We start from the raw sequence: 13,845 nt of genomic DNA on the forward strand, positions 1-13,845 counted from the left end.
AGTGGGACACGAACCGATACCCGCCAGGTTTCGAGAGGAAGAGACGGATGCTGCACCCCGACGACATCGCCGCGATCGCGGCCGAGCTGGCCGAGGCCGATCGCACGTACAGCGTGATCCCGCGGATCACGGCGCGCTACCCGGACGCGACGGTCGAGGACTCGTACGCGATCCAGGGCGTGTGGCGCGACCAGAACATCGCCGCGGGACGCACGCTCGTGGGCCGCAAGATCGGGCTCACGTCGAAGGCGATGCAGCAGGCGACGGGCATCACCGAGCCCGACTACGGCGTGATGTTCGACGACACCGTCTACGAATCGGGCGCCGAGATCCCGGTCGAGAAGTTCTCGAACGTGCGCATCGAGGTCGAGCTCGCGTTCGTGCTGAAGACGCCGCTCGAAGGCCCCGACTGCACGCTCGACGACGCCCTCGCGGCGATCGAGTACGCGGTTCCGGCACTCGAGGTGCTGAACTCGCACATCGAGCTGGAGGGCCGCACGATCGTCGACACGATCAGCGACAACGCCGCCTACGGTGCGATGGTGCTCGGCAGCGTGCGCAAGCGTCCCGACGAGATCGACCTCCGCTGGGTGCCGGGGGTGCTCTCCCGCAACGGCGAGATCGAGGAGACGGGCGTCGCCGCCGGCGTTCTCGGCCACCCGGCGACCGGCGTCGCCTGGCTCGCGAACAAGTTCCACCAGCACGGGGCACGGCTCGAGGCGGGCGAGATCATCCTCGCGGGCTCGTTCACCCGCCCCATGTGGGTGTCGCGGGGCGATACCGTCAGGTGCGACTACGGACCCATGGGAGTGATCGAATGCCGCTTCGTCTGAGCCCGACCTTGAGCGCCGCCCTCGCGTCCGCCGATCGCCCGCTCGCGGGTATGTGGGTGTGCACGGGCTCGCCGCTCGTGGCCGAGATCTGTGCCGGCTCGGGTCTGGACTGGCTGCTCATCGACATGGAGCACTCCCCCAACGGCCTCGAATCGGTGCTGGCCCAGCTGCAGGCCGTCGCCGCGTACCCCGTCACCCCGCTCGTGCGGGTGCCGATCGGGGACGTCGCGACGATCAAACAGGTGCTCGATCTCGGAGCCCAGAACCTGCTCGTGCCCATGATCTCTTCGAAGGCGGATGCCGAAGCCGCCGTCGCAGCCGTGCGCTATCCCCCGCGGGGAACCCGGGGTGTGGGCTCCGCGCTCGCACGGTCGGCGCGCTGGAACCGCGTCGACGGCTACCTCGCCGATGCCGACGACCACGTGTCGCTCTTCGTGCAGATCGAGACGGCGGCCGGCGTCGATGCCGCCGCCGAGATCGCCGCGGTCGACGGCGTGGACGGCGTCTTCGTCGGCCCATCCGACCTCGCCGCATCGATGGGCGTGCTCGGCCGGCAGACCCACCCCGACGTCGTGGCCGCCGCGCTGCGCACGTTCGAGGCCGTGCGCGCCGCGGGCAAGCCGGTCGGGGTCAACGCGTTCGACCCGGCCGCCGCCGACGCCTACCTCGAGGCGGGTGCCTCGTTCATCCTGGTCGGCGCCGATGTGGCGCTCCTCGCGCGCGGCTCCGAAGCCCTCGCGGCCCGTTTCATCCCCTCCGACGCCGCGGAGGATCGCGCTTCTTACTGACCCCGCCCGGCGTGTCAAGGCCACCCGGCGGGCGACGGCGGGATGAGACGCTGGGGCCATGAAGCGCGACGTCACCAGCCGCATCGCCCTGAACGTCGCCGAGCCCGCGGAACTCGTCTTCGCCATCGCGGCCTCCGGCCACTACATCACCGAAGCCGAGAGCCTCACCGCGACGGTGGACGGCACGCCCCTCCGGATCGAGGAGCTCGCCGATGCGCACGAGACTCGCCTGCACCGCGTCATGGCGCCGGCCGGCGAGTTCGTGATCACGTACAGGGCGACCGTCACAGGCGGCGAGACCGCCCGAGGCGACGACGTCGAGCGGCTCGTCTGCCTCCGCCAGAGCCGCTACGCCGAGTCCGACGCCTTGGCCCCGACCGCGGCAGCCGAGTTCCGGGGCATCGACGGGGCCGCCGAGCTGCTCGCCGCGGTGTCGTCGTGGGTCGGCACGCGGCTCTCCTACGTGCCCGGCTCCTCGCTGTCCACCGACGGAGCCGTCCGGACCCTGCTCGCCCGCAAGGGCGTCTGCCGCGACTATGCGCACCTGTGCATCGCGCTGCTGCGAGGACTCGGCATCCCGGCGCGCATGGTTGCCGTGTATGCGCCGGGGCTCACCCCGATGGACTTCCACGCGGTCGCCGAGGCATGGATCGACGGCGCCTGGCGGGTGGTCGACGCCACCACGCTCGCCCCGCGCCCGAGCCTGGTCCGCATCGCGACGGGGAGGGACGCGGCCGACACGGCGTTCCTCACCGTGGTCTCCGGACGCGCCGACCTCGTCGACATGGCCGTCACCGCCACCGCCGACGCGCTGCCCGACGACGACCTGACGCAGCTGGTCTCCATCGCCTGAGCGCGATGCGGGCGCTGCGGCGCAGCATCCGTTCCGCTCCGTCGTCCCGACATGGCACAGTGAATCCATGAAGAAGTGGGTCGTGCGGTTCGCGTCGCTGCTGGTGTTCAACATCGTCGTGCTGCTGATCGTCGGCTGGCTGACGCCCGCGCGCGTCGGCTGGGCCGCCCTCTGGGCGGGCATCGTGCTGACGGCGCTCGTCATCTGGATCAAGCCGCTCGTCGAGAAGTGGTTCCGCTCCATGGCGGCGAGGTCCGCGAACCAGCGCACCAGGGCCGGCGAGAAGCTCGTCGAGTTCCTGCTCGCGTTCGCCGTCGCGTTCCTCGTCTGGATCGTCACGGTCGTCTTCACCGGCGTCTCGATCGGCGGCGGCATCTTCGGAGCTTTCTGGGGGTGGGTCATCCCGCCGGTGATCCTGCTCATCGGCTGGGCGATCTACGGCGCCATCGACGACAGGGTCCAGACCCACGCCGGCACGCTCTACGACAAGGCCACCGGTTCGAAGGTCGGATCGACGGATGCTGCGGCCCCGCCGATCCCGAGTCCCGAGGCATCCGCCGCCCGCAGGGAGCTGTACGACGGGCTCACCGACGAGCAGCGACGCATGCTCGACGAACTCGGCAACGGCTGATCTCGCCCGATCTGTCGATCGGGACGCGCTCGCATCGTCAGAGGGGTGTAGCGACCCCTCCAGAAAGGACGACACCATGCGGTACGCACTCCTCCTCCACTACCCCGAGATGACCCCCGAAGACATGGGAGACGACGCCTGGGCCGAGGGCATGCGCGAGTTCGACGAGTACGCGAAGGCGCTCGACGACGCGGGCGTGCTGATCTCGGCCGAGGTGCTGCAGCCCTCCGCCGTGACCACCACGGTGACCGCACCCGACGGCACGCTGCGCGTGCAGGACGGCCCGTTCGCCGACACCAAGGAGCAGCTCGGCGGGACGTTCGTGATCGACGTCGCCGACCTCGACGCCGCCATCGGCTGGGCCGGCAAGGCGCCGTCGATCGGCTGGGGCACCGTCGAGGTGCGGCCGAGCGCCACCCGCTTCGAGAACGGCGCCTGGACCCAGTTCGCGAGCTGATGCCGAGCGTCGACGATTCCCGCGCGGTCGCCGCGCGCACCGCGCGGGAATCGTACGGCCGCATCCTGGCCGTCGTCGCGACCTCCACGCGCGATGTCGCCCTCGCCGAGGACGCGCTCGCCGACGCTTTCGAGCGGGCGCTGCGCACCTGGCCGGACGCCGGCATCCCCGCCAATCCCGAAGGGTGGCTGGTCACCGTGGCTCGAAATCGGCTGCGCGACGCCCTCGCATCGGCGGCCCGCCGGACCGGCGTGCCGCTGGACGAGGGGATCGCCGCGGTGCGAGCGGACGAGCGCGAGGTCGATGCGCTCACTGCACTGGAGCGTGCCGAGGCGATCCCCGACCGCCGGCTCGAGCTGCTCTTCGCGTGCGCGCACCCGGCGATCGACCCGGCCATCCGCACACCGCTCATGCTGCAGACGGTGCTGGGATTCGAGGCGACCGAGATCGCCCGCGCGTTCGGTGTGGAGCCGTCGGCGATGGCGCAGCGTCTCGTTCGCGCGAAGCGGCGGATCCGGGATGCCGGCATCCCGTTCCGGGTGCCCACGCGCGCCGACATGCCGTCTCGGCTGCCCGCCGTGCTCGAGGCGATCTACGGCGCCTACGCCATCGGATGGCTCGATCAGGGCGATGAACCGCGCGAGTCGCTCGCCGATGAGGCGCGCTGGTTCGCGGTGCTGACAGCGACGCTGCTCGGCGACGAGCCCGAGGCCTGGGGGCTCGCCGCCCTGCTCACCTACGCGCAGTCGCGTGCGCCGGCCCGCGCCGACGTGCCCTGGACTCCGCTCGACGAGCAGGACCCGGCGCAGTGGGATCGCGGGCTCATCGCGGAGGGCGCCGCGCTGCTGCGCCGCGCCTCGGCACTCGGGCGTCCGCTCGGGCGCTTCCAGCTGGAGGCGGCGATCCAGGCGGTGCACTGCGACCGCGCCCGCAGCGGCATCCTCGACGTCGAGGCCCTCGTGAAGCTCTACCGAGGGCTCGTCGCGATCGCACCGACCGATGGTGCACGACGAGCCCTGGCAGCGGCCGAGGCGCGTGTGTCCGCGGCCGGCGAGGCATCGGACCTGTAACAAACCGACCCGCAACGGACCGCTTCGCGGAACCCGTGACCAAGATGGAGGGATCCCCGCAGCGACAGCACGCATGCGCGGGCACACCCGACTCATGGAGGCACCATGTCGCGCCGCATCCGTCTCATTCGCATCGCCGCCGTCGGCGCCGTCGTCGCGGCCCTCACCCTGAGCGGCTGCGCCTCGGGCTCCGATCCGGCGAGCAGCGAGTCGCCGGCCGCCGAGGCGGGGTACGTCACGCCCGGCAAGCTCACCATCGCGACCGGCGAGACGGCCTACGAGCCCTACGTGATCGACGACGACCCCGAGTCGGGTGAGGGGTTCGAGGCGGCCGTCGCCTACGCCGTCGCCGAGGAGCTGGGCTTCGCCCCCGAGGACGTCGAGTGGGTGCGCACGAGCTTCGAGTCGGCGATCGCGCCGGGACCGAAGAGCTTCGATTTCAACATCCAGCAGTACACGATCACCGACGAGCGCAAGCAGGCCGTCGACTTCTCATCGCCGTACTACGAGGCGAGCCAGTCGGTGGTCGCGCTGCAGGGCGGCGCGGCCGAGGGCGTGACCGACATCGCGGGACTCAAGGATCTGGTGCTGGGCGCGATGTCGGGATCCACGAGCGCGACGACGATCGAACAGGCCATCGCCCCGACCACTGCGCCTCAGCTCTACGGCTCGAACGAGGATGCCGTCGCCGCGCTCAAGGCCGGCCAGATCGACGCCATCGTGCTCGACACCCCGACCGCGTACACCGCGGTGAACTTCTACATCGACGACTCCTTCACCGTGGGCGAACTGCCGGCGGCGGGAGTCCCCGATCAATGGGGCCTGCTCCTCGCGAAGGATTCCCCGCTGACCGCAGACGTCACTGCGGCCGTCGACACCCTCCGCGAGAACGGCACGCTCGATGAGCTCGAGGCGGAGTGGCTCTCGGTGCTCAGCGAAGGCGTACCGCAGCTGAAGTGACCGCGTCGGCTACGTTCGTTCGGTGACCCTGCACCAGCCCAGCGCGCTCGAGCTCGACCGTCGCGCCTACCGGCGCCGCCGCTCGCAGCGGTCGGTGCTCATCGCGATCGCGTCATCGCTCGCGTTCGCGGTGATCGTCTGGGTGACGGTCATCAACACCGAGGGCTGGTCGAAGGTCCAGCAGTCGTTCTTCAACCTCGACGTCGCGATCCAGGCGCTGCCGAAGGTGTGGGACGGCTTCCTGATCAACCTGCAGGTCCTCGCCTACTCGGTCGTCACCGTCGCGGCGGTCGCACTCGTGATCGCCGTGCTGCGCACGCTCCGCGGGCCAGTCTTCTTCCCCGCGCGCGTGCTCGCCGCCGGCTACACCGACCTCTTCCGCGGCCTGCCGTTCATCATCGTGCTCTACCTCATCGGCTTCGGCCTGCCGACCATCACGAACACGCGCATGCCGGTGGTGCTGCTCGGGGTCATCGCGGTGACCCTCACGTACTCCGCGTACGTCGCCGAGGTGATCCGCGCCGGGATCGAGGCCGTCCATCCCTCGCAGCGCCTCGCGGCGCGCGCGCTCGGGCTCGGGTACGTGCAGTCGCTGCGTCGCGTCGTGCTGCCCCAGGCCCTGCGCAAGATCACGCCGCCCCTCATGAACGACTTCATCTCGATGCAGAAGGACGTCGGACTGATCTCCATCCTGGGCGCGGTCGATGCGATCGCCGCCGCCCGATCGGTGGCGTCCCTCACGTACAACTTCACGCCGTACGTCGTCGCCGGCGTCCTGTTCATCCTGCTCGCGATCCCGACGATCCGCCTGACCGACTGGTACACCGCGAGGCTGCGCGAGCGCGAGCAGGCGGGGGCGATCCTGTGACCGCCCTGCTGCGCGCCAGCGGCATCCACAAGTCGTTCGGCGAGCGCGAGGTGCTCCGCGGCGTCGATGTCGCTCTCGCGTCGCACGAGGTCGTCGCGCTCATCGGCGCGAGCGGGTCGGGCAAGTCGACGCTGCTGCGGTGCCTGAACCTCCTCGAGCCGATCGACGACGGGCAGATCTACCTCGACGACGAGGACATCTCCGATCCGCGCGTCGACGCCAACCGCGTGCGAGCACGCTTCGGTGCGGTGTTCCAGAGCTACAACCTCTTCCCGCACCTGTCGGTGCTCGACAACGTCACCCTCGCTTCGCGGGTGGTGCACCGGAAACCCCGCCGTGAGGCCGAGGCGCGCGCCCTCGAGCTGCTCGGCCGCATCGGACTCGCCGACCTCGCCCCGGAGCACCCCGACCGCCTGTCGGGGGGCCAGCAGCAGCGCGCCGCGATCGTTCGGGCCATCGCGACCGATCCCGAGGTGCTGTTCCTCGACGAGATCACCTCGGCGCTCGACCCCGAGCTCGTCGGCGAGGTGCTCGAGCTGGTGCGGCAGCTCGCCGCCGACGGCGCGACGATCCTGATGGCGACGCACGAGATGGCCTTCGCGCGCGACGTCGCGCACCGAGTGGTCTTCCTCGACGCCGGCACGATCGTCGAGCAGGGGCCTCCGTCCGAGGTCCTCGCGGCGCCCCAGGAAGCTCGCACCCGGGCGTTCCTCGCCCGCTTCACCGCGTGACCCCGCATCGGCTGTTCACTTCATGTGCTCTCACCGAGCGCACACGTCGTTGGCGCGCACAGCGTGTCGCCTCGGCGAGAGCACACGATGTGAACACCGGCACAGTGTGTCAACCTGTTGACTCACCGTGAGTCAACTGGTTTACTCGTTCATGTGTCCGACCGCCTGACCTTCACCCTCCACGAGTTCATCGCCGAGCTCGATGCGTTCGCCGACGCCGCCCTGCAGGCGGGGTACGGCGTCACGTTCAACCACTTCCAGTTCCTGGCGGTGCTCTACGACCACGAGCCCGTGGACATGACGACGCTCGCCCGCTGCCTCGGCGTCACCAAGGCCGCCGTGAGCAAACGGGTCCCGGCGCTCGTCGAGGACGGGTGGATCACCGCGGCATCCCAGCCCGGCGCAGGCCGCAGCATCCTGCTCGCCCTCACTCCCCAGGGCACAGCGCTCGTGCGCGATGCGGGGGAAGTGCTCGAGCGCGAGTTCGCCGCGATGCTGACGCATCCCTCCCTCGGGGGCGATCCCATCGACGCCCCGCGCCTGAACGCCCAGCTCGTCGCCCTCACCGCCTTCATCCAGCAGCAGCCGGCACCCGCGCAGGGCGCCGCGGCCCCACAGGAGACCCTCGCATGAACGCCCCCCGCATCCTCGTGATCGTCGGCACGCCCTTCGCCGGCAGCCTCAACCACGCCCTCGCCCGGTCGTACGCCGATGCCGCACGCACCGGCGGCGCCGATGTGCGGGTCGTCGACCTCGCGAAGGACGCCGTGCCGCAGCATCCGTCCCAGCGCGACGACGTGCGGCTTCCCCGCACCGAGGCGGACGTGCAGCTCCCGCCCGAGGTCGCCGCCTCCGTCGCCGACGTGGACTGGGCCGACCACCTCGTCTTCTTCTTCCCGCAGTGGTGGGGGTCGCTCCCGGGTGCCCTCAAAACGTGGATCGACCGCGTGTTCGTGCGCGGCTTCGCGTACCGCTACCGTCCGACGGGTCGACTGTGGGACAAGCTGCTGACCGGTCGCAGCGCGCGCATCGTCATGACGATGGACTCCCCCGCCTTCTGGAACGCGTGGGTCTACCGCGACGCGCCGATCCGGTCGCTGCGCACGGCGACGCTCGAATACTGCGGCATCAAGGTGCGCGGCGTGACGCGCCTCGCGGAGGTGCGGCACAGCTCCGAAGCCGACCGCGAGCGCTGGGTCCTCGGGATGGCGTCGTTCGGAGCGACGGATGCCGGGTCCGTCGCCCCGCGCGCACGCGACGAGCTCGTCGCGGCCTGACGTCAGGCGAGCGAGCGCTCCGCGGCTTCGACGACGTTCGTCATGAGGAGCGCGACCGTCATCGGGCCCACCCCGCCGGGGTTCGGCGAGAGGTAGCCGGCGACCTCGGCGACGTCGGGGTCGACATCGCCGTGGACGCGGGACTTGCCCGTCTCGGGGTCGTCCTCACGGGTGACGCCGACGTCGAGCACCGCGGCGCCCGGCTTGACGTCCTCGGCGCGGACGATGTGCTTGACGCCCGCCGCAGCCACGATGACGTCCGCCTGGCGCAGGTGGTGCGACAGGTCGGCGGTGCCGGTGTGGGTGAGGGTCACCGTCGCGTTGATCTCGCGGCGCGTGAGCAGCAGGCCGATCGAGCGGCCGATGGTCACGCCGCGACCGACGACGACCACGTCCTTGCCCTTGAGGTCGTAGTCGTTGCGCAGCAGCAGCTCGATGACACCACGGGGGGTGCAGGGCAGCGGCGTGGTGATCGGCGAATTGACGTTGAGCACGAGCCGTCCGAGATTCGTCGGGTGCAGGCCGTCGGCGTCCTTCGCGGGGTCGATGCGCTCGAGGATCGCGTCGGTGTCGAGGTGCTTCGGCAGCGGCAGCTGCACGATGTACCCGTGGCACTCCGGGTCGGCGTTGAGCTCGTCGATCAGCGCCTCGACCTCTTCCTGCGTGGCGTCGGCGGGAAGCTCGCGCTGGATCGAGTTCATCCCGATCGCCTCGGACTCGCGGTGCTTCATCCCGACGTACAGCTGGGACGCCGGATCGGCGCCGACGAGCACCGTCGCGATGCCGGGCGTGACGCCGCGGTCCTTGAGTGCCGCCACGCGCTCGCGCAGCTCGTCCTTGATCTGGGCCGCGGCCGCGCGCCCGTCGAGCTTCTGTGCGGTCATGTCCGCCCTTTCGTTCGGTTCGCCTCGGCGGTGCGGTTCCCGTCGGCGAAGAGCTGAGTCTCGAACGGATGCCGCGGCGCGATGTCCGGCCGCGGCACCCCTGTCGACAGTGGTACCAGACGGTACGGCCGCCCTGCGGCGGCTTTCCCGCTCAGTGGCGGAAGTCGGGGTACAGCGGGAACTTGGCGGTGAGGGCCGCGACGCGCAGGCGCAGCTCTTCGACGTCGGCACCGGGCAGCAGTGCGAGCGCGATGATGTCGGCGACCTCCGTGAACTCGGCGTCGCCGAAGCCGCGGGTCGCCAGCGCCGGCGTGCCGATCCGCAGGCCCGACGTGACCATCGGCGGGCGCGGGTCATTGGGGACCGCGTTGCGGTTCACCGTGATGTGGATCTCGTGCAGCAGGTCCTCGGCCTGCTTGCCGTCGATCTCGGCGTTGCGGAGGTCGACCAGCACGAGGTGCACGTCGGTGCCACCCGAACGGACCGCGATGCCGGCGTCCTTCACGTCCTGCTGGGACAGACGCTCCGCGATGATGTGGGCGCCGCGCAGCACGCGCTCCTGGCGCTCCTTGAACTCTGGGGTCGCGGCGAGCTTGAACGCCGTCGCCTTGGCCGCGATCACGTGCATGAGGGGGCCGCCCTGCTGCCCCGGGAAGACGGCGGTGTTGATCTTCTTCGCGATGTCGGCATCGTTGGTGAGGATGAAGCCCGAGCGGGGGCCGCCGATCGTCTTGTGCACGGTCGACGACACGACGTGGGCGTGCGGCACCGGGTTCGGGTGCAGACCCGCCGCGACGAGACCGGCGAAGTGCGCCATGTCGACCCACAGGGTCGCGCCGACCTCGTCGGCGATCGCGCGGAAGGCGGCGAAGTCGAGCCGGCGCGGGTACGCCGACCAGCCGGCGATGATGACCTTGGGCTTGTGCTCGACGGCGAGGCGGCGCACCTCGTCCATGTCGATCGTCGAGGTCTCGGGGTCGACGCCGTACGCGACGATGTTGTACAGGCGGCCCGAGAAGTTGATCTTCATGCCGTGCGTGAGGTGGCCGCCCTGGTCGAGCGAGAGGCCGAGCAGCGTGTCGCCCGGACGGGCGATGGCGTGCAGCACAGCGGCGTTCGCGGTGGCGCCCGAGTGCGGCTGGACGTTCGCGAACTCGGCGCCGAACAGCGCCTTGGCGCGGTGGATGGCGAGTTCCTCGGCGACGTCGACCTCTTCGCAGCCGCCGTAGTAGCGGCGGCCCGGGTAGCCCTCGGCGTACTTGTTGGTGAGCACCGAGCCCTGCGACTGCAGCACAGAGACCGGAACGAAGTTCTCGGAGGCGATCATCTCGAGATAACCGCGCTGGCGGTCGAGCTCGCGGTCGAGCACCTGGGCGATCTCGGGATCGACCTCGGCGAGCGGGGCGTTGAAGAACTGATCGGTCATGCGATCTCCAGACTCACGGCTTTCGGATAGGGGTGTTCCACATCGGCCCAGGCGTGCGGTCGAATGCCGTAGTCGGTCGCTCCCCGGTGGTGGCCCACCTCAACGCCAGTCGCGACACACCGAGCATAACGGAACACGAACCGCTAGGCTGAGTCCGATCCCTTTTGTTAGGACTCTTTACATGAATCGTCGACGAGGACGAGCGGTCGCCGCAGTCGTCCTCGCCGCCGCGCTGCTGGCCGGCTGCACCCCGGTCGCACAGAATGGAGACACCGTGTCGCTTCCCGCCGTCGTCCCCGCCCCGACCTCGATCGAGGCCGGCTCCGGCGCGCCCTTCCGGCTCGCGTCCACCACGGTGGTGAAGGGAGACACGGATGCTGCCACCGCCCTGTCCGCGATCGTCGAGGCCCGCACGCGGCTGAGCCTCGCGACCGGCGACGGCGCGGTCATCGAGCTGCGGGTCGACGCGGGTTCGGGCGCGCCCGAGTCGTACCGGATCGCCGCGGACGAGGCATCCGTGGTCGTCACCGGCGCCGACGCGGCAGGGCTGTTCTACGGCGTGCAGACGCTGGGCCAGCTCATCGCCCGCGATGGCGACGGGTGGGTCCTGCCCGCCGTGACGATCGAGGACGCCCCGCGCTTCGCCTACCGCGGCCTGATGCTCGACGTCGCCCGCCACTTCCACTCGGTCGACACCGTCAGGGCCTACATCGACCGCGGGGCGTCCCTCAAGTTCAACGCACTGCACCTGCACCTCACGGACGACCAGGGCTGGCGCATCCAGCTCGACTCGCGTCCCGAGCTCACCGAGAAGGCGTCGGGCACGTCGGTCGGCGGCGGCAGTGTCGTCGGGCAGGGCCGGGGTGGCGGCTTCTACACGAAGGCCGACTACCGCGAGATCGTCGAGTACGCGGCATCCCGTCACATGATCGTCGTGCCCGAGATCGACATGCCGGGCCACACGCATGCGGTGGGCCTCGCGTATCCGGAGCTCACCGAAGCCCCTACCGTCAGCGAGCATATGCGCGAGACCATCCGCGACTACGGCGGCGAGGAGCCGCGCACCGGCACACCCTACGACGGCATGGCCGTCGGGTTCTCGTCGCTGAAGATCCACGACGAGGCGACCTACGATTTCGTTGCCGACGTGTTCGGCGAGCTCGCCGCGATGACGCCCGGGCCGTATCTGCACTTCGGCGGCGACGAGTCGCTCTCGACGACCGACGACGACTTCGCGGTCTTCGTCGCCCGCGCGAGCGCAATCATCGCCGACCTCGGCAAGACGCCCGTCGCGTGGCACGAGGCGGGCGCGGCGCCCGACATCGCCGACATCACGATCGGCCAGTACTGGGGCTTCCTCACCCCGCAGGAGGGCGCCGCGGAGAAGGCGATCGCATTCGTCGACAACGGCGCGCAGCTGATCCTCTCGCCCGCCGACGCGATCTACCTCGACATGCAGTACCCCGACCTGCCCGGGCACGGGCTCACATGGGCGAATGGACCGACGAGCGTCGAGCGCGCGTACTCGTGGGAGCCTTCGGACGTGGTCCCCGGCGTCGACGACTCCGGCATCCTCGGCATCGAGGCGCCGCTGTGGACCGAGACGATCCGCACCGCCGCCGACATCGACACCATGGCCTTCCCGCGCGCCGCCGCGGCCGCGGAGGCCGCCTGGTCTCCTGCAACAGGGACGAGCGAGTTGCGCACCTGGGCGTCGTTCCGCGAGCGCGTCGGCGCCCTCGGGCCGCTGTGGACGAGCATGGGCATCGGCTTCCACCCGTCCGACGAGATCCCGTGGGCCACCGAGTGACCGCCGCCGACTGATCCGGAGCACCGCATGAGCACCCTCGTCCACTCCGTCCGCCTGCTGGGCTCCGTGTCGGTCGACAGCGACAACGCCGACGCATGGGCGTTCTTCGAGGGCGATCGCGTCGCCGCAGTCGGAGTCGGCGCAGGGTTCCCGCGCGCGGACGCGACGGTCGACGGAGGGGGCGGATGCCTCGCCCCCGGTTTCGTCGACATCCACGGGCACGGCGGCGCGGGCGCGAGCTTCGACGACGGGCCCGAGGCCGTCGCCACGGCGCGCGCCGTGCACCGCGCCCACGGGACGACGCGCGCGGTGCTCTCGCTCATCACCGCGCCGATCGACGACCTCGCAGCGCGCGTGGCGATGGTCGCGGACCTCTGCGACGCCGATCCCACGGTCCTCGGCTCGCACCTCGAGGGTCCGTTCCTCGACCCGGGCCACAAGGGTGCGCACACAGCGTCGCTGCTGCGGGCCCCGGACGCGGCATCCGTCGACCGTCTTCTCGAGGCCGGACGCGGGACGATCCGCCAGGTCACGCTCGCGCCGGAGCGCCAGGGCGCCTTCGACGCGATCCGGCGGTTCGTCGAGGCGGGCGTCGCCGTCGCGGTCGGCCACACGAACGCCGACGCCGACACGACTCGGCGCGCCTTCGACGCCGGCGCGACGCTCATCACGCATGCGTTCAATGCGATGCCCGGCATCCACCACCGCGCTCCCGGCCCCGTCGTCTCGGCTCTGCGCGACGAGCGCGTGACTCTCGAGGTCATCGCCGACGGCGTGCACGTCGACCTGGAGCTGATCGCGACGCTCTTCGCGGTCGCCGGCGACCGGATCGCGCTCGTCACCGACGCGATGGCCGCGGCCGGCGCGCAGGACGGCCGGTACGAGCTGGGCGGCCTCGCGGTGCGCGTGACCGCCGGGGTGGCACGGCTCGAAGAGGGCGGTGCGATCGCCGGCTCCACGCTCACGCAGGATGCCGCGCTGCGCCACGTCGTGGCCGCAGGCGTCCCGCTCGAGGTCGCGTCGCACGCGCTCAGCCGGCAGCCCGCGCACGCGATCCACCGCGACGACCTCGGCACCCTCGACGTCGGCGCGCTCGCCGACGCGGTGCTGCTGGACGACGCACTCGCGGTGCGCCGCGTCTGGATCGGCGGCCACGACGCCTGAGCGGGCTCGCGCGCACGTGAAAGGCGGGGCCGAAGGTCCCTCCCCCGAGATACCTCCGAGCCCCGCCTTATCCGCGGGAGTCCCGCGGGGGGC

The 13,845-nt window shown here is 71.0% G+C and carries 15 protein-coding genes and 1 riboswitch; of the genes, 13 read left to right on the forward strand and 2 right to left on the reverse strand.

Features of this window, described 5'->3' with window-relative positions; translation table 11 throughout:
• Window positions 1–47: 47 nt before the first annotated feature.
• The 11 genes from MRBLWH7_RS08655 (at window position 48) to MRBLWH7_RS08705 (ending at window position 8,468) form a co-directional block, all read left to right on the forward strand.
• On the forward strand, window positions 48–833 hold the full coding sequence (locus tag MRBLWH7_RS08655) for a fumarylacetoacetate hydrolase family protein (protein ID WP_342001209.1): 786 nt from the start codon (window positions 48–50) through the stop codon (window positions 831–833).
• A complete protein-coding gene (locus MRBLWH7_RS08660) occupies window positions 818–1,621 on the forward strand; it encodes an HpcH/HpaI aldolase/citrate lyase family protein (RefSeq protein WP_342001211.1) in 804 nt (267 codons plus the stop codon). Before MRBLWH7_RS08655 ends, MRBLWH7_RS08660 begins: the two co-directional genes overlap by 16 nt.
• A gap of 58 nt (window positions 1,622–1,679) precedes the next feature.
• Window positions 1,680–2,474, forward strand: coding sequence for a transglutaminase family protein (locus tag MRBLWH7_RS08665; protein ID WP_342001213.1), 795 nt, complete (start codon window positions 1,680–1,682; stop codon window positions 2,472–2,474).
• Between the two features lie 67 nt (window positions 2,475–2,541).
• On the forward strand, window positions 2,542–3,105 hold the full coding sequence (locus MRBLWH7_RS08670) for a hypothetical protein (protein ID WP_342001215.1): 564 nt from the start codon (window positions 2,542–2,544) through the stop codon (window positions 3,103–3,105).
• Between the two features lie 76 nt (window positions 3,106–3,181).
• Complete coding sequence (locus tag MRBLWH7_RS08675) at window positions 3,182–3,562, forward strand: YciI family protein (protein ID WP_342001217.1); 381 nt, start codon at window positions 3,182–3,184, stop codon at window positions 3,560–3,562.
• Window positions 3,562–4,632 carry a DUF6596 domain-containing protein gene (locus MRBLWH7_RS08680; RefSeq protein ID WP_342001219.1) on the forward strand — a complete coding sequence of 357 codons (1,071 nt, stop codon included), beginning with the start codon at window positions 3,562–3,564 and terminating at the stop codon, window positions 4,630–4,632. The genes MRBLWH7_RS08675 and MRBLWH7_RS08680 overlap by 1 nt, the downstream gene beginning before the upstream one ends.
• A gap of 105 nt (window positions 4,633–4,737) precedes the next feature.
• Window positions 4,738–5,592, forward strand: a complete 855-nt coding sequence (locus tag MRBLWH7_RS08685) for a transporter substrate-binding domain-containing protein (RefSeq protein ID WP_342001221.1) — start codon at window positions 4,738–4,740, stop codon at window positions 5,590–5,592.
• Between the two features lie 22 nt (window positions 5,593–5,614).
• Window positions 5,615–6,460 carry an amino acid ABC transporter permease gene (locus tag MRBLWH7_RS08690; RefSeq protein WP_342001223.1) on the forward strand — a complete coding sequence of 282 codons (846 nt, stop codon included), beginning with the start codon at window positions 5,615–5,617 and terminating at the stop codon, window positions 6,458–6,460.
• The gene (locus MRBLWH7_RS08695) at window positions 6,457–7,191 is read left to right on the forward strand and encodes an amino acid ABC transporter ATP-binding protein (protein WP_342001225.1); all 735 of its coding nucleotides are present in this window, start codon (window positions 6,457–6,459) and stop codon (window positions 7,189–7,191) included. Before MRBLWH7_RS08690 ends, MRBLWH7_RS08695 begins: the two co-directional genes overlap by 4 nt.
• 153 nt (window positions 7,192–7,344) lie before the next feature.
• Window positions 7,345–7,824: a MarR family transcriptional regulator gene (locus tag MRBLWH7_RS08700; RefSeq protein WP_342001227.1), complete on the forward strand. Its 480-nt coding sequence runs from the start codon at window positions 7,345–7,347 to the stop codon at window positions 7,822–7,824.
• A complete protein-coding gene (locus MRBLWH7_RS08705) occupies window positions 7,821–8,468 on the forward strand; it encodes an NAD(P)H-dependent oxidoreductase (protein ID WP_342001229.1) in 648 nt (215 codons plus the stop codon). The genes MRBLWH7_RS08700 and MRBLWH7_RS08705 overlap by 4 nt, the downstream gene beginning before the upstream one ends.
• 2 nt (window positions 8,469–8,470) lie before the next feature.
• Here the strand turns inward: MRBLWH7_RS08705 and MRBLWH7_RS08710 are convergent, their stop codons facing one another.
• The gene (locus MRBLWH7_RS08710; RefSeq protein WP_342001231.1) at window positions 8,471–9,352 is read right to left on the reverse strand and encodes a bifunctional methylenetetrahydrofolate dehydrogenase/methenyltetrahydrofolate cyclohydrolase; all 882 of its coding nucleotides are present in this window, start codon (window positions 9,350–9,352) and stop codon (window positions 8,471–8,473) included.
• 151 nt (window positions 9,353–9,503) lie between these two features.
• On the reverse strand, window positions 9,504–10,778 hold the full coding sequence (gene glyA, locus MRBLWH7_RS08715) for a serine hydroxymethyltransferase (protein WP_342001232.1): 1,275 nt from the start codon (window positions 10,776–10,778) through the stop codon (window positions 9,504–9,506).
• 38 nt (window positions 10,779–10,816) lie between these two features.
• Window positions 10,817–10,901, reverse strand: a riboswitch (ZMP/ZTP riboswitch).
• Between the two features lie 58 nt (window positions 10,902–10,959).
• Here glyA and MRBLWH7_RS08720 point away from each other — a divergent pair.
• Both MRBLWH7_RS08720 and nagA read left to right on the forward strand, forming a co-directional pair.
• On the forward strand, window positions 10,960–12,588 hold the full coding sequence (locus tag MRBLWH7_RS08720; protein ID WP_342001233.1) for a beta-N-acetylhexosaminidase: 1,629 nt from the start codon (window positions 10,960–10,962) through the stop codon (window positions 12,586–12,588).
• Between the two features lie 27 nt (window positions 12,589–12,615).
• Window positions 12,616–13,752: an N-acetylglucosamine-6-phosphate deacetylase gene (gene nagA / locus MRBLWH7_RS08725; protein WP_342001234.1), complete on the forward strand. Its 1,137-nt coding sequence runs from the start codon at window positions 12,616–12,618 to the stop codon at window positions 13,750–13,752.
• Window positions 13,753–13,845: the final 93 nt, after the last annotated feature.

The organism is Microbacterium sp. LWH7-1.2, assembly GCF_038397755.1.
GTDB lineage: Bacteria > Actinomycetota > Actinomycetes > Actinomycetales > Microbacteriaceae > Microbacterium.